This window comes from Muribaculum gordoncarteri, assembly GCF_004803695.1.
Lineage (GTDB): Bacteria > Bacteroidota > Bacteroidia > Bacteroidales > Muribaculaceae > Muribaculum > Muribaculum gordoncarteri.
The window spans coordinates 3,107,589-3,127,539 of the sequence record NZ_CP039393.1; the positions used below are offsets into that span (position 1 = coordinate 3,107,589).

The 19,951-nt window shown below is 53.8% G+C and carries 19 protein-coding genes; 7 read left to right on the top strand and 12 right to left on the bottom strand.

Translation table 11 applies throughout. From position 1 onward, the window contains the following. Position 1 precedes the first annotated feature (1 nt). Positions 2-1,333: a cell division protein FtsZ gene (gene ftsZ / locus E7746_RS13550; RefSeq protein WP_136411150.1), complete on the top strand. Its 1,332-nt coding sequence runs from the start codon at positions 2-4 to the stop codon at positions 1,331-1,333. A gap of 75 nt (positions 1,334-1,408) precedes the next feature. Further along, on the top strand, positions 1,409-4,027 hold the full coding sequence (mutS, locus tag E7746_RS13555) for a DNA mismatch repair protein MutS (protein ID WP_202877157.1): 2,619 nt from the start codon (positions 1,409-1,411) through the stop codon (positions 4,025-4,027). Positions 4,028-4,073: 46 nt separating this feature from the next. On the opposite strand, the gene E7746_RS13560 is transcribed toward mutS, so the two are convergent. Beyond that, entirely contained in the window at positions 4,074-4,676 is a 603-nt protein-coding gene (locus E7746_RS13560) for a C40 family peptidase (protein ID WP_136411151.1), read from the bottom strand. Between the two features lie 173 nt (positions 4,677-4,849). Next, on the bottom strand, positions 4,850-6,118 hold the full coding sequence (locus E7746_RS13565; RefSeq protein ID WP_123394966.1) for a peptidase U32 family protein: 1,269 nt from the start codon (positions 6,116-6,118) through the stop codon (positions 4,850-4,852). 493 nt (positions 6,119-6,611) lie between these two features. Between E7746_RS13565 and E7746_RS13570 the strand changes: the two genes are divergently transcribed. From E7746_RS13570 to E7746_RS13590, 5 genes are read left to right on the top strand one after another with little or no spacing between them, the layout of a single operon-like run. Next, positions 6,612-7,310, top strand: coding sequence for a phosphatidylserine decarboxylase family protein (locus tag E7746_RS13570; protein ID WP_123394967.1), 699 nt, complete (start codon positions 6,612-6,614; stop codon positions 7,308-7,310). 8 nt (positions 7,311-7,318) lie between these two features. Beyond that, positions 7,319-8,026, top strand: coding sequence for a CDP-diacylglycerol--serine O-phosphatidyltransferase (gene pssA, locus E7746_RS13575; protein ID WP_123394968.1), 708 nt, complete (start codon positions 7,319-7,321; stop codon positions 8,024-8,026). Positions 8,027-8,082: 56 nt separating this feature from the next. Next, entirely contained in the window at positions 8,083-8,424 is a 342-nt protein-coding gene (locus E7746_RS13580; RefSeq protein ID WP_123394969.1) for a DUF4834 family protein, read from the top strand. A gap of 7 nt (positions 8,425-8,431) precedes the next feature. After that, positions 8,432-9,109: a DUF2461 domain-containing protein gene (locus E7746_RS13585; protein WP_123394970.1), complete on the top strand. Its 678-nt coding sequence runs from the start codon at positions 8,432-8,434 to the stop codon at positions 9,107-9,109. 50 nt (positions 9,110-9,159) lie between these two features. Then, entirely contained in the window at positions 9,160-9,849 is a 690-nt protein-coding gene (locus tag E7746_RS13590) for an MIP/aquaporin family protein (RefSeq protein ID WP_123394971.1), read from the top strand. A 93-nt stretch (positions 9,850-9,942) separates the two neighbouring features. Here E7746_RS13590 and E7746_RS13595 read toward each other — a convergent pair whose 3' ends face one another. The 10 genes from E7746_RS13595 to E7746_RS13640 form a co-directional block, all read right to left on the bottom strand. Then, on the bottom strand, positions 9,943-10,350 hold the full coding sequence (locus E7746_RS13595; RefSeq protein ID WP_123394972.1) for a DUF4332 domain-containing protein: 408 nt from the start codon (positions 10,348-10,350) through the stop codon (positions 9,943-9,945). Positions 10,351-10,429: 79 nt separating this feature from the next. Continuing rightward, positions 10,430-11,122, bottom strand: coding sequence for a tRNA (5-methylaminomethyl-2-thiouridine)(34)-methyltransferase MnmD (gene mnmD / locus E7746_RS13600; RefSeq protein WP_123394973.1), 693 nt, complete (start codon positions 11,120-11,122; stop codon positions 10,430-10,432). After that, a complete protein-coding gene (locus E7746_RS13605) occupies positions 11,112-12,029 on the bottom strand; it encodes a S66 peptidase family protein (RefSeq protein ID WP_136411152.1) in 918 nt (305 codons plus the stop codon). Before E7746_RS13605 ends, mnmD begins: the two co-directional genes overlap by 11 nt. A gap of 1 nt (position 12,030) precedes the next feature. Continuing rightward, positions 12,031-12,807, bottom strand: a complete 777-nt coding sequence (locus E7746_RS13610; protein ID WP_136411153.1) for a radical SAM protein — start codon at positions 12,805-12,807, stop codon at positions 12,031-12,033. 44 nt (positions 12,808-12,851) lie between these two features. Then, positions 12,852-14,102 carry a glycosyltransferase gene (locus E7746_RS13615; protein ID WP_136411154.1) on the bottom strand — a complete coding sequence of 417 codons (1,251 nt, stop codon included), beginning with the start codon at positions 14,100-14,102 and terminating at the stop codon, positions 12,852-12,854. A 6-nt stretch (positions 14,103-14,108) separates the two neighbouring features. Next, on the bottom strand, positions 14,109-15,494 hold the full coding sequence (locus E7746_RS13620) for a DUF389 domain-containing protein (RefSeq protein ID WP_136411155.1): 1,386 nt from the start codon (positions 15,492-15,494) through the stop codon (positions 14,109-14,111). Positions 15,495-15,500: 6 nt separating this feature from the next. Beyond that, positions 15,501-17,012 carry a lipopolysaccharide biosynthesis protein gene (locus E7746_RS13625; protein ID WP_136411156.1) on the bottom strand — a complete coding sequence of 504 codons (1,512 nt, stop codon included), beginning with the start codon at positions 17,010-17,012 and terminating at the stop codon, positions 15,501-15,503. Between the two features lie 70 nt (positions 17,013-17,082). Then, entirely contained in the window at positions 17,083-18,111 is a 1,029-nt protein-coding gene (ruvB, locus tag E7746_RS13630) for a Holliday junction branch migration DNA helicase RuvB (RefSeq protein ID WP_136411157.1), read from the bottom strand. Next, a complete protein-coding gene (locus tag E7746_RS13635) occupies positions 18,104-19,183 on the bottom strand; it encodes a glycosyltransferase family 9 protein (RefSeq protein WP_168184402.1) in 1,080 nt (359 codons plus the stop codon). Before E7746_RS13635 ends, ruvB begins: the two co-directional genes overlap by 8 nt. Further along, positions 19,170-19,775 carry a DUF4254 domain-containing protein gene (locus E7746_RS13640; protein ID WP_136411158.1) on the bottom strand — a complete coding sequence of 202 codons (606 nt, stop codon included), beginning with the start codon at positions 19,773-19,775 and terminating at the stop codon, positions 19,170-19,172. Before E7746_RS13640 ends, E7746_RS13635 begins: the two co-directional genes overlap by 14 nt. Between the last annotated feature and the right edge of the window lie 176 nt (positions 19,776-19,951).

A 19,951-nucleotide genomic window follows, 5' to 3' on the forward strand; every position in this document is an offset into this window, starting at 1 on the left:
TATGGCACCCGAAGATATACCCGCACCCAACGAGATAGGATTTACCGATAGAGAACCTACCGATGACATCATTAAAGTAATCGGCGTAGGCGGTGGTGGAAACAATGCCGTGTCCCACATGTATGAGCAAGGCATCAAGAATGTGTCGTTTGTTATATGCAACACCGACCGGCAGGCGTTGAAAAATTCGCCTGTGCCCACCCGTGTGGAGATAGGAAACGGCCTTGGTGCCGGAAACAAGCCTGAAATCGCCCGCGAGGCTGCCGAAGCGGCTGTCGACAAGATAAATCAGCTCTTTGACGACCACACCAAGATGGTGTTCATCACTGCCGGAATGGGTGGCGGCACAGGTACCGGAGCTGCCCCTGTAGTGGCTCGTCTGGCCAAGGAGCACGGATTGCTTACCATAGGCATTGTCACTATACCGTTCCTCTTTGAGGGCGAGCGCAAGATTCTCAAGGCTCTGAACGGAGCCGACGAGATGAGCAAGTATGTCGATGCGCTGCTCGTAATCAACAACCAGCGACTGACCGACATATACCCCGACCTCAACTTCGTTAACGCATTCGGTAAGGCCGACGACACTCTCACCACCGCGGCCCGCTCGATATCGGAGCTTATAACCTGCGACGGAAAAATCAACCTCGACTTCAACGATGTCGACACTACCTTGCGCGACGGTGGAGCCGCCATAATCTCTACCGGATACGGCGAGGGCGAGCAGCGTGTTACCAAGGCAATCGACGATGCCCTTAACTCGCCTCTGTTGAAGAACCGTGACATCCTGACTTCCAAGAAGTTGCTTTTCAACATCTACTTCTCGCCCGAGGCCGAGCAGGAGTTCAAGATGGAGGAAACCGAGGAGCTCACATCGTTCATCAGCAGCATCGACTCGGATGTCGATGTTATATGGGGTGCATCCTACGACCGCACTCTCGGCGACAAGGTGAAAATTACCATTCTCGCTGCCGGATTTGATGTTACGATCGACGAGAGCAAGAGCCGCGGCACCCGCAGCCGTGTGGTCAACTTCAACCGCAACAAGAAGGAAGAGGAGCATGACGCCACACAGCGTCTTGGCGACGAGTATGGCAAGGAGGCTGTTCTGCGCATGCAGGGCGACAAGGCCAAGGCGCGTTACATCGTGCTTACGCCTTCGCAGATGGACGACGAGCGTTCAATCGAGGCGATAGAGAAGAGCCCCACCTACAACCGCGACAAGAAGACCTCCGACGAGATAAAGGAGATGGGTAAGAGCTCATCGGGCAATGCCGACGAACCTCGACCCAACAATGCCGCATCCAACAACTCGGGATTCAGCATTCAGTTCTAAGTCAAAGCATTATAACTTATAAATGGAGGGCGTGACAATGGTGTCATGCCCTCACAATTGATTACCCCTCAAAACGTGGCCGCAAAAATAGTAGAAACTCCGCTGATGAAGCAGTACATCGAGATGAAGCAAAAGCATCCCGATGCCATATTGCTGTTTCGTGTCGGCGACTTTTATGAAACATTTTCCGATGATGCCATAGTGGCTTCCGAGATACTCGGCATAACGCTGACGCGTCGTGCCAACGGTGTGTCGCAGTATGTCGAGCTTGCCGGATTTCCTCACCATGCCCTTGATTCCTACCTTCCCAAGCTCGTAAGGGCCGGAAAGCGTGTTGCGATATGTGAGCAGCTTGAGGATCCCAAGCTCACCAAGAAACTTGTGAAGCGAGGCATAACGGAGCTTGTCACACCAGGAGTTTCGGTAAATGACGCGGTGCTGAATCATCGCGAAAACAACTTCGTGTCGGCTCTGCACTTCACCCGCAGCGGACTCATAGGCGTGGCTTTCCTTGACATATCGACCGGTGAGTTCCTCACCGCCGAGGGAAATGCCGACTACGTTGACAAGCTGCTTAACAACTTCGCGCCCAAAGAGGTGCTTGTCGAGAGGGGCAATCGCAAGCGTGTCGACGAAACCTTTTCGTCGCGTTATCTTGTCTTTGAGCTCGACGACTGGATATTCACCGACGAGGCAGCCAACGACAAGCTGCTGAAACAGTTTGAAACACGCAACCTCAAGGGCTTTGGAATACACTCCCTCCATGCCGCCATCATCGCCTCGGGTGCGGTGCTGCACTATCTCGACATAACCAAGCATACGATGACGAGCCACATAACGCGTCTGTCGCGCATCGAGGAGGAGAGTTACGTGCGTCTTGACAAGTTCACCGTGCGCAATCTCGAGCTGGTCGAGGGAATGGGCGACGAAGGCAAGAGCCTGCTTGATGTCATCGACCGCACTATAAGTCCGATGGGCGCGCGACTGCTGCGTCGCTGGCTGTTGTTCCCGTTGAAGGATGTGAAGGCCATAAACGCCAGGCTCGATGTCGTGGAGTATTTCTTCCGCCACCCCGAGCAGCACGATGAGGTGAAGTCACTTCTTGAGCATGTGGGCGACATGGAGCGCATAATCTCCAAGGTGGCCGTGGGGCGCATATCGCCGCGTGAGGTGGTGCAGCTGCGCAATGCGCTCAATGTCATGGAACCGCTCAAAAAGCTGTGTTGCGATGCCGACCTTGAAGCGTTACGTTCGATCGGCGAGCAGCTCAATCCCTGTTCATTGATTCGCGACCGCATTGCCCGCGAGATTGTCGATGACGCTCCTATTGCTCTCAACAGGGGAGCCGTCATAAAGGACGGTGTCGATGCCGAGCTCGACGAACTGCGTGAAATAGCCTTCAAGGGCAAGGACTACCTGCTGAAGATACAGGCGCGTGAGATTGAGGCCACCGGAATTTCAAGCCTTAAGATAGGATATAATAACGTGTTCGGTTACTATATCGAAGTGACCAATACGCACAAGTCGAAAGTGCCCACTGACTGGATACGCAAGCAGACCCTCGTAAATGCCGAGCGTTATATAACGCAGGAACTGAAGGACTATGAGGAGAAGATACTCGGAGCGCAGGAGAAGATTGCGATAATCGAAACGCGGCTCTACAACGACCTCGTGGCGCGTCTTGCCGAATACATTCCGGCCATACAGCTTGACTCGGCGCTCGTGGCGCGTCTTGATGTGCTGGCCGCATTTACGCGTGTGGCAAAGGAGAATCACTACAATCGTCCGGTGGTCGACGACTCGTTGTGCATCGACATTGTGGAGGGGCGTCACCCTGTCATCGAGCGTCAGCTGCCTCCCGGCGAGCCATATATCACCAACAGTGTGCATCTCGACAACGCGTCGACTCAGGTGATGATGATAACGGGCCCCAACATGTCGGGTAAGTCGGCGCTGCTGCGTCAAACCGCCCTCAATGTCATCATGGCGCAGATAGGCTGTTTCGTTGCTGCCGACAGCGCTCGTGTGGGCATCGTCGACAAGGTGTTTACGCGTGTAGGCGCAAGCGACAACATTTCGCTCGGCGAGTCAACTTTCATGGTCGAGATGAACGAGGCGGCTTCGATTCTCAACAACATGAGCGAGCGCAGCCTCATCCTGTTTGACGAGTTGGGCCGAGGCACATCGACCTACGACGGCATCTCAATAGCATGGGCCATCGTGGAGCATATACATGAGTATGGTAACATGCATCCCAAGACCCTCTTTGCCACCCATTACCATGAATTGAATGAGATGGAGGCGAGCTTCAAGCGCGTGGCCAATTACAATGTGTCGGTGAAGGAGATCAACGGCAAGGTGGTGTTTCTGCGCAAGCTTGCACGCGGAGGCAGCGAACATAGTTTCGGTATCCATGTGGCCAAGCTGGCCGGTATGCCGCAGTCGATAGTGAAGCGTGCCGATGAGGTGCTGCATCATCTTGAAACCAACAACCGTCAGGAGGCCATAGGCAAGGACTTGAGCAGCGTCGCCGATAATCGAAGCGGCGTGCAGCTGTCGTTTTTCCAGCTCGATGACCCTGTGCTGACTCAGATAAGGGACGAGATACTCAACATCGACATAAACAATCTCACGCCTATGGCGGCGTTGAACAAGCTGAATGACATACGCTCGATAATCACCGGCAAGGCATGATGCTGACGACGAGGTGTTGTCAAATGCTGAAAAATTCTGTTGAAAATTAATTGAGCGACGATTCGTCGATTACGCGGCGTGCGCCTATGTAACGTCGCGAGTAGTAGGGCTCCGATGAGTCGCTTATCGTTATGCCCGAACTGATGGCTGAATGGATGAACTTGAATGTTCCGGCATCGGCGTCGACATCAACCACCATTCCCACATGACCCACTCTTGAAGTGCCTGCACGGCGTCCGTTGAAAAACACCAGGTCGCCGGGACGCAGGTCGTCGGTCACTACGGGTGTTCCCTGGGTGTACTGTGAGCTTGACGATGCCTTTAGCGATATTCCGAATTGCTTGAAGATGTAGCCGGTGAATCCCGAGCAGTCAAATCCTTTGGGAGTCTTGCCGCCTCGACGGTAGCGCAATCCCATAAACTCCTTGGCGTGGTTTATCATGTCGAGCACCATCTGGGGTGTCTTGTACTCTTCGACGGCTTCGACGGGAGTAAGCACGGGCAACTCGGGCTTCCATGAGTTTATGTAAGCCAGATATTTTGGAGTTTCGGGAGTGGTCATCAGCTTTAGAGGCTCGGCTGCCGACATAGGCACGGCCATTGCCGTAAGCATGAGGATCCCAAGCAGGAAACGCATTATATAGGTCATCGCGTGATGTGAAACAGTAATTAAATGAAGGTTAAGAAAAAATCGTCATTACAAATTTATTAAAAAATAGCTAATCCCGACAAGTCCTGCCCGGAATTTAGGGTTTATTAGGATTGCGGGCCTGTTGACGACCGTGTTTTTGGTTAAATTCACATTTTGCGGGGCCGATGTCGCTATTGGAGCGAGCGACGGGTCTTAAGGTCGGCGGTCTTTTCCCATTTGAACATCTTGTCGCTCGGGCGTATCTTCGTGTCGGTCTTTATTGAGAAGCGGTCGCCTTTCACGGCTTTATCAACCGGCTTCAGGTCGACACGTATTTCATCGACCGTCATTATCACGGCTCCCGTTGTGGGACCGGTTATCACGACTTCGTCGCCGGTGTGCAGCTCTCCGTTTTCCATCACGAACTCGGCCACGCCTATGTTGGAGAAGTAACGCACTCCCTTGGCCGCATACACTTTGGTACGTGTGGCCGATGAGCCATACTTCGAGGTCCACTCTCCGAGTCGTTGTCCCAGGTAATATCCGTTCCAGAATCCACGGTTGAATATGCGGTTGAGGCTGTCGTCCCACTGCGCAATGCGTTCCTCGGTGAATGTGCCGTCGCACACCGCCTTTATCGCTTCGTCGTAGCACTGCACGGCTATCTTCACATATTCGGCACCGCGTGCGCGGCCCTCGATTTTGAACACTCTCACTCCCGCATCGATCATCTTGTTGAGGAAGTGGATTGTCTTGAGGTCCTTGGGCGACATGATGTACTGGTTTTCGATGTCGAGCGAGTCGCCTGTTTCGCGGTCGGTTACGGTGTAGCCGCGGCGGCATATCTGGGTGCAGGCGCCACGGTTGGCGCTTGAGTTCATCTCGTGCAGGCTCAGATAACATTTGCCCGAAACGGCCATGCACAACGCTCCGTGACAGAACATCTCTATTCTCACCGGTTTTCCGTGGGGGCCGCAGATGTTTTCGGCGATAATCGCCTGATGTATTGCGCTCACCTGATCGAGATTGAGCTCGCGGGCGAGTACCACGACATCGGCCCACTGCGAGTAAAATCGCACGGCCTCGATGTTGGTTATGTTGACCTGTGTCGAAATGTGTACCTCGACCCCTATCGAGCGTGCATAGAGTATAGCGGCTATGTCGCTTGCTATTATGGCGGTGATCGATGCCTCCTTTGCCGCATCGATTATGGCGTGACACTTCTCGATGTCGGTGTCAAATATTATGGTGTTGACCGTGAGGTATGTCTTTACCCCATGTGACGCACAGGTGTGTGCTATGTTGTGGAGGTCGTCGATGGTGAAGTTGTTGGATGAGCGGGCGCGCATGTTGAGCCCCTCGATGCCGAAGTACACGGCGTCGGCTCCTGCGTCAATGGCCGCATATAGCGACTCATAGCTCCCTACGGGAGCCATTATCTCGAAATCGTTGCGTTTCATAATTCTGCAAAGTTACTAATTATTTTCCTTTTATGTCGGCGTATTAGAGCTGGTTCGACAATAAATATTAACGGCAGGGGCGCATAGTGCGGAGCGATTTTTGGTCTGCGAGGAAGGAGTGTACTGGATGTACACGACTGACAAACAGACAGAAAAGCGCCCGCGATATGCGAGGCGATGGTAATTTCGGTTCAACCAATCGCCTCGGCCACTCGTTGGCGCTTTTCTTCATCTCTTTCGGTCACGATGGAGCCCCATCGCTCCCTCAAGAGCTAAAGAAAATCACTCAACAATTGACCGCCCTGCCGTTAATATTTAATGTCGTACCGGCTCTAAATTGGCCTGCGGGATATGAAATAGTGAAAAAAGGGTGAATTTTCTATAAATATATGCTTTGAAACGGCTATGAGCCACACTAAGAAATGAATTAGTTTTGTTAATATTATAAATTAATATAACTTTGTAGAACTAAAATTGACCCTAAAGCGGAAAAATGAGAGTAAAAATACATCGCGAAGGCCTGAATATATTGGTCGTATTGCTGTTCATCCTGCTGGTGATAAATATCCCGGCATGGCTGTTCATGCGACCTGTGGCCATTCCCGTTACATTTACCGTTATTTCGGCTGTCGTTTATCTGCTTGTATTGAACTTCTTCCGTTCGCCCCGCCGCTCGTTCAAGGGCAACCGCGACAATGTGGTGGTCGCTTCGGCCGACGGCAAGGTTGTGGCGCTTGAGGAAACCTACGAGGATGAGTTTCTGCACTGCAGGTGCATCCAGCTGTCGGTGTTCATGAGCGTTCTCAACGTTCACGCCAATTGGTTCCCGGTCGATGGCAAGGTACTCTACGTGAAGCACCATTCCGGACGATTCATGTCGGCCTACCTGCCCAAGTCGAGCACCGAGAATGAGCGTTCGACCGTAGCGATTGAGGCACGTAACGGACAGACGATAGTTATGCGTCAGGTGGCCGGTGCTCTTGCACGCCGCATTGTCACTTATGCCGCTCCGGGCGAGCCGGCATCGATTGAGGATCACATGGGTTTCATAAAGTTTGGCTCGCGAGTCGATCTTTATCTCCCTCTCGGCACTGAAATCTATGTGAAGCTCGGCGACAAGACAATAGGCGGAGTAACCACGGTGGGACGCCTTGCCGATAAGCCTACGGCTGAGTCAATTAAAAAATCCTGAATTGAAAAATGCTTAAGATAATAAAGTCCAACATCCCCAACACAATTACGTGCATGAGCCTTGTGTGCGGTTGTGTGGCATGTATCATGTCGTTCAACTACAACGTGATGTCGGGAGGTCTTTACGGTTACCAATGGGCGTTCATATTCATCGGTATCGCCGCTCTGTTTGATTTTTGTGACGGAGCCGCCGCACGATTGCTCCATGCCTACTCCAATCTCGGAAAGGAGCTTGACTCGCTGAGCGACCTCGTGAGCTTCGGCGTGGCACCGGGCATGTTGATCTACAACACAATCTCGGCCTTCTCCGACTGTCACTGGGTGGCCTATCTGGCCATACTTATTCCGGTGATGGGCGAATTGAGGCTCGCGCGATTCAATATCGACGACCGTCAGACAACATCTTTTCTCGGAATGCCTATTCCGGCCAATGCCATTTTCTGGATAGGATTTACGGCGTGGATTCATCGTTACGGTTATCCCGGCGACATTGTTATGGCGCTGTTGGTAGTAGTGGTGTCGCTTCTGATGGTGATGACACGCATGAAGATGTTCTCTTTGAAATTCAAGAATTTCGATATCCGTGAGAATCTGCGCAGGTATATAATAATCATTGCGGCGATATTCTTTGTTGTTATGTACGGAGTCGCCGGATTTGCCTACGCAATACTTTTCTATGTGGTTTTGTCGCTTGTAAGAACCAAGTACAGCGCATAACCGGTAGCGCCGGCAAAGCCCAACAAATCTCCTTATTATTTCGTTAATATATAGTTATGTCAGTATTTGCATTCATAATATTTTTACTGTTCATTTTTATTATATGGCCCATAGTGCGTGTAGCCGGAGCCATATCAAAAGCGCGCCGTCAGTTCTACGACAGGCAGGAGGCTTTCCGACAAGCCTATGGCGCTAATACTCAGAACAATAATTCCCGACAGAATCAGCCTCACAAAGGCAAGCGCAAGATATTCGGCCGCAATGATGGTGAGTATGTTGAGTTTGAGGAGGTCACCACTGCTTCATCCTATACCGAAACCAAGAAGAACGGCTATGAGGAGGAGCGATATACCGTAGAGCAACAGGTGACCGATGCCGAGTGGGAGGATATAAAATAGTGACGCTATGAGTTATTACATTTCCCGACTGTATGATTTTCTGAGGGAGCTGCAGGCCAACAACAATAGGGAGTGGTTTGCGGCCCACAAGGAGGAGTATGACAGTTTGCGGAGTCTGTGGCTTGACGACGTTGACCGCCTCATTGGACTGATGAGCCAATGGGAGCCGCAGCTCAGGGCGCTGAAGGCCAAGGACTGCGTGTATCGCATATATCGTGACACGCGTTTTTCGACCGACAAGACACCTTATAAGGTGTATTTCTCGGCCGCGTTCAGCCCTTACGGAAGGAAGACTCACCATGCGGCATATTATATGCAGATAGATGTGCGTGACGCCGAGAGCGGATTGTATGGCGGCGTGTGGTGCCCCGAGGCCGCCGTCCTGCGCAAGTTGCGTAACGCCATCGTTGACAATATCGAGGAGTTCAGGGCTATAATCGATGCTCCCGACATGAAGCGTTACTATCCGGGATGGATAAGCGAGTCGCTTAAAAGCGCTCCCAAGGGGTGGCCTAAGGATCACCCCGACATAGATTTGCTAAGGCTTAAGGATTACGGGAAGTTCTGCCGTTGCGACGAGAAGTTCTTCGATACTCCCGATTGGCCTGCCAAAGTTGCCGAGAGATTCAGGATTCTAAAGCCGATGGTCGACTTCCTGAACTACTCAATTGATGAAGAGATTTAGATGATAATACATCAATATTTCCTATTTATTTAACTAAAACAACATTTAACATGAAGAAGTATTTAGCAGAGGGTATCGGAACAATGTTTCTCGTTCTTCTCGCCTGTGGTAGCGCAGTTCTTGCCGGTCCGTCGATAGGCGGTTACGGTGTAGGCGTATGTTTTGGACTCGTCCTCATTTGTCTTTGCTATTGCATAGGCAACATTTCGGGATGTCATGTCAATCCCGCAGTGTCGTTTGCTATGTGGATCAGCGGAAAGCTTAACAGCAAGGATTTCGCAGGCTATGTAGTGTCGCAGCTTATCGGTGCCGTGATTGGTGCAGGTTTCCTCTATTGGTTTGTCGACATGTCGCCCGAGTTTAACTTCGGAGGCGTGACCGGTGCCAATAATCTTGCCACCAATGTGCTTCAGCCCGGTGCAACTTCCGGTATGGCTCTTCTTACCGAGATTTTGCTGACATTCTTTTTTGTATTCATCATTCTCGGTGCTACTGACGAGAACCACGGATTCGGTAAGTTTGCAGGTCTTGCAATCGGTATTGCTCTCGGACTCGTAAACATCGTGGGTATTCCTGTCGACAACTGCTCGGTTAACCCTGCCCGCAGCTTCGGTCCCGCAGTATTCTCGCCCGATGCATTCGGCGACTTCTGGATTATGGTCGTAGGTCCCCTTGTAGGTGCCGCTATCGCCGTTGTAGCATGGCGTGCCGTTGTTCCTTACCTGACAAAGAAGGCATAATACGCATTTAAACGAAAAAAGCAGGACGTACCGAAATCGATCGGCACGCCCTGTAATTTTTAGGATAGATACTGATTTTTGTGAGAACGAGAATCAATAAGTGATTGTGGGAGGCAGGGTAGCGGCCTCTTCAATCATTTTCTGAAGTTCGGTAACGCTGGGCACGCGACGAGTCAGGTGCTTTTCGTTGTTGACCTCTTCCATCTTTGCTGCGAGGTTCTCGGCATTGCGATGGCGGAGTTCCTTTACGGTGTCGACACCGGCTGCCTCAAGAAGTTCGGCAAATTGCGGACCGATGCCGTTGATGCGGAACAGGTCGGCGTGGTTGGCCCATTTCAGGATAAGTTTGGGAGAGATGCCTGTGGTTTCGGCAAGTTCCTTGCGGCCTTTGGGTGTAACGCAACGTTCGAGAAGTTGGTCGACGGTGTTAACGCCGGCTTCGGTAAGCTTCTGTGCGTAGGATTCACCAACACCTTCGATGTCAATAACTTTGTAGGTCATAATGGTAAATTTAAGTTAAGTTGTAAAGTAATAACGTTTAAACGCTACCAAATATAGGATTTTTTATTAATAAAAAATGTTAAATGGAGTTTATTCTGCGTATTGCCCTGATTATCTCACGTTTTCCTCCCGGAGGGCCTGGGAGTCGCTCTACTGAAAAGCCGATGGCTGAGAGCATTCGCCTTATGCAGCCCTTTGCGCAGTAGGTGGTGAGCACTCCGCCGGGATTCATGGCATGGAAAATGCGCCTGAACAGCTCGGGCGACCACATTTCGGGTTGCTTTTCGGGTGCGAATGCGTCGAAGTAGACAACATCGATTCCCGAGGGAAGGTCACACTGCGTGAAGTCGCAACGGCGTTTTTCGAGCGTGAAAGCGGGCGTCAGCTGCCGGGGTCCGTCCCATGGACATTGATGTAGGTCACGCAACAGTCGGGGGTCGACGAATCGGTCGAGTTGCATGCTGTCGACCTCTTCAAGCGACAGTGGATAGAGCTCCAGGGCTATGTAACGCACCGGCGACAGGTCGTTTGCGGCCATTGCGGTGACGGCGGCGTTCATTCCGGTACCGAGCCCGATTTCGAGGATGGTGACGGGGCCCGGCGATTGTGACGCACGGAACAGGTAGCCGCAGTCGCGGTAGATGTGACGGCTTTCGGTGATTGCCCCCTTGACCGAGTGGTAGTGTTCGTCGAGTTGCGGCAGGTAGAGTGTCGCGCTGCCGTCGTCGGTTATCTGTATCTCACGCTGCGGAGCGGGCTTCTCAGTGCACATTGAACGATAGATTTACCTTGTCGGGCGTTATGTCGAGCATAACGGGTGCGCTCTCTATCATGGGGAGATTGTGGTCGATGTGTCCTATGGGGAAGTTGTAGGCCACGGGGATGTTCAGGTCGGCGGTCATGTCACGCACCATGTCGAGCATGTCGGAATAGTTGCGGTCGGGGTGGTATTCTGTGAATTGTCCCACGATCAATCCTTTTATGCGGTCGAGCACTCCCGAGAGCCGGAGTTGGTAGAGCTGTCGCTCCACCTTGTAGATGGGTTCGGCTATGTCCTCGAGAAAGAGTATAGCGTCATCATGAGCGAACATGTCGTAGGGAGTTCCTATGAGTGCGCCTAAAACGGCGAGGTTGCCGCCGAATAGCTGCCCGGTGGCAGTGCCGGGTTTGTTGTTGTCATGTCGCACCTCGATGGAGTAGGTGGGGAGTGAGCCGCGCAGGATGTTGAAGAGCGTTACGTTGTCGGGGTCGTCAGCTCCGAACTCGGCCAGATGCTTGCACATCGAGGCGTGCAGGCTTGCGATGCCGAGCGATGACATGAATGCGTGTAGAGCCGAGATGTCGCTGAAGCCTATAAGCCATTTTGGATCGGCCTTTATGGCATCGGCAGGGAGGCTGTCGAGCAGATGCACTGCGCCGTACCCTCCGCGGCTGCATATTACGGCGCGTATCGTGGGGTCGCACAACGCTTCGGTCAGGTCGTTGAGGCGCTCCAGGCGTGAGGCGCTGTAGCTGCCGTGACTTCCGAGAGCCGATGGCATCACTACGGGAGTCCATCCTTGCGACATGATTACGGGTATGGCTTCGTCGACGAGGCGGTTGTCGATGCTACTTGCGGGCGACACGATTGCTATGCGGTCGCCTTCGCGCAGGGGTGCGGGGAATGTGACTCTCTTCATGTCAGCTGACCTGTACTTTTATTCCTTCGCCGCGCATGCGGTCGGCAATTTTTTCAAGTTCGTCCTTCTCCACCTTCTGCAGGTCGCTTTCGGGTGTTGCGCGGTCAATGGAGTAGAGCATCACCTCGGCGGGGCGTATTGTCTTGTAGGCCTCGATAAGTGCATCGACCTCTTCGGGAGTAGTGTTGTCGATGTGCTTTCCGTTGTGGTTGCCGCGCAGCATCATGGTCTGTATTATGCATTGGTCGCCGAATTGGGCAAGCTGGGGTATGAGGCGTTCGCAGGTGAACTGCGGCGAGCCGGGCTGGTCGATGAGCCTCATTGTGGGCGTGAGCGCCGAGTCGAGCTTGAGGATGCAGTTGTCGACACGCCTCAGGGCGCGGTTTACATCGGGACGGTCGAGGCGGGTTGAGTTGCACAGCACACTCACCTTGGCCGAGGGATAGTAACGGTCGCGCACCTCGATGGTGTCGTTTATTATATCCTCAAAGCAGGGATGCAGGGTGGGTTCGCCGTTTCCCGAGAATGTTATCACATCAAGTCGGTCGCCTGCCTGTGACATGGATTTCAGCTTCTCTTCAAGCTGCTTCTTTACATCGTCACGTGCCGGAAATCCCGTTGTGCCGGGGCCTTGTGAATTATAGCCGGCTTCGCAGTAAACGCAGTCAAATGAACATATCTTGCCGTCGTTGGGCGACAGGTTCACTCCAAGCGAAGTGCCGAGGCGACGACTGTGTATGGGGCCGAATATGGTTGAGTGAAAAAGTATGGTTACCATGATGTATTGAATATCTTATTGTTGTATAACAATCGGGGAGCCGATTAGTGCTGAAGTATTCGGTTAAAAAGAGCTATGTAGCGTCGGGCGACAGCCTCGGCCGAGAAGCGCGTCACCACCTCGTCATGGAGGCGGTTGCGCGTTATGTCGTGCTTCAATGCCCACAGGATGCCCTCGGCCACGCTTTGCGGCGACTTGTACTGCGCCATGTAGCCGGTGTCGAGGTGGGTGAATATGTCGGCTTGCCCTCCTTGCGCGAATGACACGGGAATGCATCCTCCGGCCATGCCTTCGATGAGGGTTCCTGGCAATGTTTCATAGAGCGATGTCGACAGGATGACGCGTGACGCTGCATAGAGGTCGCTGACAAGCCGGCTGTCGGTTATCATGCCAAGGTGACGATAGGGAAACTCCAGGCGGTCGAGCAGCTGTGGGTTGCGTATCGCCCCGAAGAACACTGCTTCGCACTCGGCTGCAACCTCGGGATGGGCGCGAGCTATGATGTTGAGCGCGTCGATGGCGTAGTCAAGCCCCTTTATGGGATCGTCGAGGCGTGCGGCACCCATCAGTATGATATTCCGGCCGGGCGTGACAGGCAGTTTGTCGCCCGGGCGTGACGGCGTGACATTGAAGTCGGCTGTGGGGAAAGCGTTGGGAATTACCGTCACATCGGCCGATTGCAGCAGTGAGCTTTCGCGGCACTTTCCCGCAAGCCAGTTGCTCACCGGCACAAAGTGAATGGGAACCGCCGCATAGAGGCGTGACTTGCGCTTCCACACCGTGCGCGACAGGTCGCGGTCGCGGCGTCCGTCATGCAGGTAGGGGCAATGTCCGCAGCGATCGGTGTAACGGGTGCACCGGTGGGCGTGATGACACACTCCGGTGAGGCACCACATGTCGTGCATGGTCCACACAATCTTTTTTCCGGCGCGGTGCAGCCGCTTGATGTCGTTGAGCGAGAGCATGCCCTGGTTTATCCAGTTGAGCGCGACGATGTCGGCTTCGCGTATCCAGGGATGTCGGGAGATGTCACATCCCGTGTCGGCCAGCGACACCTTGAAAAGGTCACGGCGGTTGAAACCGTTACCTGCCATTATGCGCAGTCGCTCAAGGGCGAAGTCGATAAATCGTCGTGTCTTTCCGCAGCATTGTGCCACGGCGGGATCGTCGGTGCTCTTGTTCAACACGAGCATGCGAGTGTCGACTCCTGCGTCACGCAGGGCATGCATGAGCCGTCGCGACACTATCGCGGCACCTCCGAGCGAGTCGCTGTTGTTGACGATTACGACCTTCATTGCGCGTTATCTTTTCTTCGACGGGAGCGAGGTGCTCAACACGATGTTGATGTCCTTTATCTGCAGTCGGGCTTCGAGATACTCCTTGAATTTCTTGGCCTGAGCCGACGACATTGCGGCGCTGTACTGGACGAGGGCGAGGTTTACGGTGTCGAGTTTTCCGTCGTAAACGTTGCTGACGATGCCTCGCGTCACGGCAATATCACGCACCTGCGGGAAGAGCACCTTCAGCTCGGGCGCTATTACGGCACCCATGGAGTCGTTACGTGCTATTTGCGCGTTGATGTTACGCAGAGAGTCGATTGTCGTCTGCTGTCGTGTTATGGTGGCCTGCGTCACCTGATACATGTCACGCAGCATTGTTGATGTGGCCTGGGCGGCGTCAAACTCAGTGTTGCTGTTGTAGCCCTGGCTTATTTTTAGCTTTGTCCCGGCAAGATGATACTGAGGCAGCTTGTCGGTCATGGCGAGCATGAGCGAGTCGTGGGGAATGGTGCGTCCGATGAGGTTGACGGTGAGCGTGCCGTTGCCGTTGTGGTAGGATGGCTTGAAGCTGAGCACCTGAGTGTCGGGGAAGGTGAACTCGTTGTCGACAAACTTGTTGCAGTTGGACATGAAGTTGTTCTCCTTAAACATGTTGTAGGTGAGGTAGGCCGCCGGAATTATCGTCAGGAACGCTATAGTGTAGATTGTAGTGCGCACTTTGCGGGCGCGCTCGGAATTGGCGAAGTCCTTGACCTTGTATTTCATGAGCCTTACGCCGAGTGTCGTAGCACAGGCGATGAACACCGAGTTGATGAAGAAGAGGTAGAATGCTCCGATGAAGTAGGTCCACTGCATTGTGGCGAGTCCGTAGCCCACGGTACACAACGGCGGCATAAGAGCGGTGGCAATGGCCACACCCGGAATCACATTGCCCTTGACGCGGCTGCCTATGGCGAGGATGCCAGCCGTTCCGCCGAAGAAGCCTATGAATACATCATAGATTGTCGGGGATGTGCGCGCAAGCAGCTCGCTGTGACCTTCGTTTACCGGCGAGATGAGGAAATAGATGCATGATGCGGCGATACTGAACATCGTAGCCATGAACAGGTTGCGGAACGAACGCTTCATCAGCTCGAAATCCTGAATGCCGACAGCAAGCCCCATACCGATTATAGGCCCCATGAGCGGCGAGATGAGCATCGCACCTATTATGACAGCGGTAGAGTTGACATTCAATCCAAGTGACGCTATGAATATGGCCACAATCAGGATTATGATGTTGATGCCGCGAAATGACACGCCTTCGCGTATTTCGGTTTCAGCCTCCTCCTGCGGAATGAGGAATCCTGTCAGGTCGAAGTAGCCGAAAAGGCTTGTCTTTAGTTTTTGGAGATTGAAGTTTGTCATATTACATCATTTATTTGTCGGTGTTTTTACAGGCCGGTTGCGGCGCAGGATTGCAAGCGGATTGATTGACTCGCGTCGGCACACGATGTAGACATAACCGGCGAGCAGCACAGTGCGGAAAAGCAGCCGGGCCCATTCGGGTTCTATCTTAACAAGCGAGGCCGTGACATAGAGCACGATTGCTATGACGAAGTAGCTGAAGATGCCTTTTATGTCGTAGCCTATGGGATATTTCGACCGTCCGATGAAGTAGCTTGCGAGCATCATTGTGCCGTAGCTTGCAAATGCGGCCCAGGCGCATGCCATGTAACCGAACCTCGGCACAAACAGCACGTTGAGCACCACCGTCACAAGCAGTCCGAGCAGCGAGAACCACATGCCCCAGGTGGTTTTGTCGGTGAGCTTGTACCACAGCGATAGGTTGAAGAATATGCCGAAGAAGAGCTCGGCCATCATGAGCACCGGCACAACTTTAAGTCCCGAGAAGTAGTTCTTATCGATGAAGTACTTTATTATGTCGAGGTAGAACATGACGCCAAGGAAGATGAAGAGCGCGAATATGATGAAATACTTCATGGCATCGCGGTAGGCCTGCAGCTTGCTGTCGCCGCTCTCGCGGTTCTGTGCGAATATGAAGGGCTCGTAGGCGAAGCGGAAAGCCTGGATGAACATCACCATCACTATCGCTATCTTGTAGTTGGCGCTGTAGATGCCGACCTGCCTCATGGCCTCGGCCTTGTCGTCAAACAGATCGGGGAACAGCAGCGTGGAGATGGTCTGATTCATTATTCCGGCCACACCCAGCACGAGCAGCGGCCACGAGTAGCGGAGCATCTCACGCAGCAGGCGGCCATTGAAGAGCAGCGGCACATTTACCGTGTCGGGCAGCAGGAGCAGCAGTGTCGCAATCGATGCGATGAGGTTGGCCGTGAAGATATAGCCTATTCCGTAGTCGGGCGCATAGAACCAGTCGATGAGCCACGGCGCAACGTTCATGATTTTGGGGCACAGGAGCAGGAAGAATAGGTTAAGACCTATGTTAAGCCCTATGTTGATGAGCTTTATAGTGGCGAAGCGGAGGGGGCGTTTCTTGTAACGCAGGTAGGCGAAGGGGAGCGAGGTGTAGGCATCGATGGCCACCGCGAGGGCAAGCGTCCACACGTAGGACTTGTGGCCGGCACACATCAGCAGTTCGGAGATGGGCGAGAGGAAAATCATCACGGCGGCGAAGAACATCGTCGAGGTGAATCCGAGCGACACAAGCGATGTGGAGTAGACCTCGTCGGGATTGGAGTAACGCTCATGGTTGGCAAACCGGAAGAATCCCGTTTCCATGCCGTAGGTGATTATTATCAGCACCACAGCCACAGCGTTGTAGAGGTAGCTGACTATTCCATATTCGGCCGGTACAAACATGTAGGTGTACAGCGGCACAAGGCACCAGTTGAGAAAGCGTCCGATTATGCTGCTCAACCCGTAGATTGCCGTATCCTTTACCAAACTTTTAATTCCTGCCATTGCTTACTATATACGTTGGTGAATCGTGTAGGGGAGAGAGGGTTTCAGGGCCTTGCCCGGGTGACGCGGATCAGAAGAGCGAACCCATGCCCCGTCCCTCGGGCGAGTGTCCGAGATGTATCCATGCAAGTTCGGTTACCTCGCGTCCGCGCGGAGTGCGTTTGATGAATCCCTCCTTGATGAGGAACGGCTCATATACCTCCTCGATGGTTCCGGGATCTTCGCCCAGTGCGGTGGCTATGGTGGTGAGTCCCACGGGGCCGCCTTTGAACTTGGTTATTATCGTTGTGAGAATCTTGTTGTCGATTTCGTCGAGGCCATAGCGGTCGATGTTCAGCGCCTCAAGCGCGTAACGTGCTATTTCGGGTTCCACCACTCCGCTGCCCTTGACCTGCGCGAAGTCACGCACACGGCGCAGCAGCGCGTTGGCAATACGAGGGGTGCCGCGGCTGCGTAACGCAATCTCGTGGGCCGCCTCGGCCGTGCACTTCACCCCGAGCAGACGCGCCGAACGCAACACGATGCGCTCGAGCACTTCGTGGTCGTAGTACTCAAGGTGACAGTTTATGCCGAATCGGGCACGCAGGGGCGATGTGAGCAGTCCGCTTCGCGTGGTGGCTCCGATGAGCGTGAAGGGCGACAGACTCAGCTGTACCGAGCGCGCACCGGGTCCCTTGTCGATCATGATGTCGATGCGGAAATCCTCCATGGCCGAGTAGAGATACTCCTCGACGATGGGGCTGAGGCGGTGAATCTCGTCGATGAAGAGCACATCGTTCTCTTCGAGCGAGGTGAGTATGCCGGCAAGGTCGCCGGGCTTGTCGAGCACGGGGCCCGACGTGATTTTTATGCCCACGCCGAGCTCGTTGGCCACAATCTGCGACAAGGTTGTCTTGCCGAGGCCGGGAGGGCCGTGCAGCAGCACGTGGTCGAGCGACTCGCCTCGCATGCGGGCGGCCGCCACAAACACCCTCAGGTTCTCGATTATCTTGTCCTGACCGCTGAACGAGTCAAACTCCGACGGACGCAACGCCTTTTCAAAGTCGGAGTCGCGGTCCTTGCCGCTCTGCGAGGCGCGTATGTCAAAGTCTTCACTCATTTGGGGGCGACGGGGGAATTATTGATTTTACTTTGGTTACTATCATTTGCGGTGGTATGCCGGCAAGGCAGTGGTAGTCGCCGCGTGAGCATGGCTTGTTGCCAAACACCGAGCAGGGGCGGCAAGTCATGGGCAGCTGCACGATGTCGGCCTCTTTCTGCCTGAAGCCCTTGAATCCGCAGTAGGGGTGGGTGGCGCCCCACACGCTCACCACTCTCACCCCGACGAGCGAGGCGAGGTGCATGTTGGCCGAGTCCATCGACACCATTGTGTCGAGATGGCTCAGCAGGGCGAGTTCCACGGCAAATCCGTGACGGGTCTCGGCAAGTGATGTCACTCCGTTGTAGCGCGACGCCCATTCGCCGAGAATCTTGCGCTCATAGTCGCCTCCGCCGAAGAGGAATATCTTGGTCGAAGGCATGGCAGCCAGTTCGGCCACGACTTTCTCCATCAGTTCGGGGGGATATATCTTACCCTTGTGCTTAGCAAACGGTGCGATGCCTATCCAGCGTTCACCCTCGGCCTTAGGCGGCGTTATGTCGGCAAACATGGCAGGGTCGCCCTTGTCCGAGCCGTAGAGGCTGGTGAATTTCTCTTCAAGAGCAAATCCGAACCGATAGAATACCTCGCGGTAGCGTGCGCGTGACGAGATGAGCGGCAGCATCACCTTGTTGCGCGGGCGGGTGAGTGCGCGCTTGTGCATGCGCCCCTTGTGTATCGAGTGACATTTCATGCCGTGCAGCGTACACACTGCGCGCAGGAAAAATGAGCGCAGCACGCCGTGGAGATCGGCAAATGCGTCGATCGAGTATTGTGCGCGAAGCTCCTTGAAGAGTCGCCACAGGTCGCGCGGTGTCTTGTACTCGTTTTTCACATCGACCCCTATCACCACGAGGTTTTCGGGGGGATTGATGAAGAGCGACTCCTGCACCGGCTTGGTTATGAAGATGAAGCGCGTGTCGGGGTTGCAGCGACATGCCGAGTAGACCACCGGAATGGTCATGGCCACATCGCCGAGCGCCGAGAAACGCGCCACGAGCAGATTCCTGGGCAGCCCGTTACTTGCTGGCATAGAGTACCGGGTTGGTGTCGGGGTCGTTGTACATCTTCATCTGTCGGTAGACCTTCATGTACTTGCGTCCGGCGGCAATGTCGTCGAGGAGCTGATTGATGGCCGTGATGAGGTCGCTGCGCTGTTCAAGCAGCACGTTGAGCTTGGCTTGGCACTTGGCTATGTGCTCGGGCGACGCATCGGTGCGGGCCACTTCCACCTCCATGTGATAGATCTTCAGGGCGAGAATCGAGAGGCGGTCGAGGGCCCACGCGGGGCTTTCGGTGTTGATTGTCGCGCCGTCGAGAGGCTTCACATCCTTGTAGGTTTCGCGGAAGTAGGTGTCGAGCTCCTCAACCATGTCGGTGCGGTCCTGATTGGAGCGGTCGATGCGACGCTTCAGGGCCAGTGCGGCCACAGGGTCGATTTCGGGGTCGCGTATGATATCCTCAAGATGCCATTGCACGGCATCGATCCAGTTCTTGGCGAAGAGTGTGTGCTCGATAGAGCCGTTCTCGTAGGGGTTGTCTACCTTGGCGTCAACATTGTCATACTCGTGATAGAGTCGTGTAGTGTCGTCGAATACGCGGTAGCACTTGTCAGCAAAATCCATAATCATTGGGGTTATTGTTGTTACTAAGACACAAAGATAGCGTTTGCCCTCCTAATTTGCAATTCATGAAATGTGTTTTAGCCGTTTTTGTGCCGTTTTTTGGTTTGTAACGGGCTGAAAAAGTCAGGGGCGCGGACCTAAGTTCGCGCCCCTGCCGGGAATACCTGTTATAAACT

What these genes read in the sequence shown, in the direction of transcription:
- ruvB (WP_136411157.1), bottom strand. Translation starts at nt 18,111, where the DNA reads ATGAGTGAAGACTTTGACATACGCGCCTCGCAGAGCGGCAAGGACCGC.
- E7746_RS13565 (WP_123394966.1), bottom strand. Translation starts at nt 6,118, where the DNA reads ATGAAACGCAACGATTTCGAGATAATGGCTCCCGTAGGGAGCTATGAG.
- ftsZ (WP_136411150.1), top strand. Translation starts at nt 2, where the DNA reads ATGGCACCCGAAGATATACCCGCACCCAACGAGATAGGATTTACCGAT.
- E7746_RS13635 (WP_168184402.1), bottom strand. Translation starts at nt 19,183, where the DNA reads ATGCCAGCAAGTAACGGGCTGCCCAGGAATCTGCTCGTGGCGCGTTTC.
- E7746_RS13570 (WP_123394967.1), top strand. Translation starts at nt 6,612, where the DNA reads ATGAGAGTAAAAATACATCGCGAAGGCCTGAATATATTGGTCGTATTG.
- E7746_RS13620 (WP_136411155.1), bottom strand. Translation starts at nt 15,494, where the DNA reads ATGACAAACTTCAATCTCCAAAAACTAAAGACAAGCCTTTTCGGCTAC.
- mnmD (WP_123394973.1), bottom strand. Translation starts at nt 11,122, where the DNA reads ATGTGCACTGAGAAGCCCGCTCCGCAGCGTGAGATACAGATAACCGAC.
- E7746_RS13585 (WP_123394970.1), top strand. Translation starts at nt 8,432, where the DNA reads ATGAGTTATTACATTTCCCGACTGTATGATTTTCTGAGGGAGCTGCAG.
- E7746_RS13605 (WP_136411152.1), bottom strand. Translation starts at nt 12,029, where the DNA reads ATGAAGAGAGTCACATTCCCCGCACCCCTGCGCGAAGGCGACCGCATA.
- E7746_RS13595 (WP_123394972.1), bottom strand. Translation starts at nt 10,350, where the DNA reads ATGACCTACAAAGTTATTGACATCGAAGGTGTTGGTGAATCCTACGCA.
- E7746_RS13580 (WP_123394969.1), top strand. Translation starts at nt 8,083, where the DNA reads ATGTCAGTATTTGCATTCATAATATTTTTACTGTTCATTTTTATTATA.
- pssA (WP_123394968.1), top strand. Translation starts at nt 7,319, where the DNA reads ATGCTTAAGATAATAAAGTCCAACATCCCCAACACAATTACGTGCATG.
- E7746_RS13590 (WP_123394971.1), top strand. Translation starts at nt 9,160, where the DNA reads ATGAAGAAGTATTTAGCAGAGGGTATCGGAACAATGTTTCTCGTTCTT.
- E7746_RS13610 (WP_136411153.1), bottom strand. Translation starts at nt 12,807, where the DNA reads ATGGTAACCATACTTTTTCACTCAACCATATTCGGCCCCATACACAGT.
- E7746_RS13625 (WP_136411156.1), bottom strand. Translation starts at nt 17,012, where the DNA reads ATGGCAGGAATTAAAAGTTTGGTAAAGGATACGGCAATCTACGGGTTG.
- E7746_RS13640 (WP_136411158.1), bottom strand. Translation starts at nt 19,775, where the DNA reads ATGGATTTTGCTGACAAGTGCTACCGCGTATTCGACGACACTACACGA.
- E7746_RS13615 (WP_136411154.1), bottom strand. Translation starts at nt 14,102, where the DNA reads ATGAAGGTCGTAATCGTCAACAACAGCGACTCGCTCGGAGGTGCCGCG.
- E7746_RS13560 (WP_136411151.1), bottom strand. Translation starts at nt 4,676, where the DNA reads ATGACCTATATAATGCGTTTCCTGCTTGGGATCCTCATGCTTACGGCA.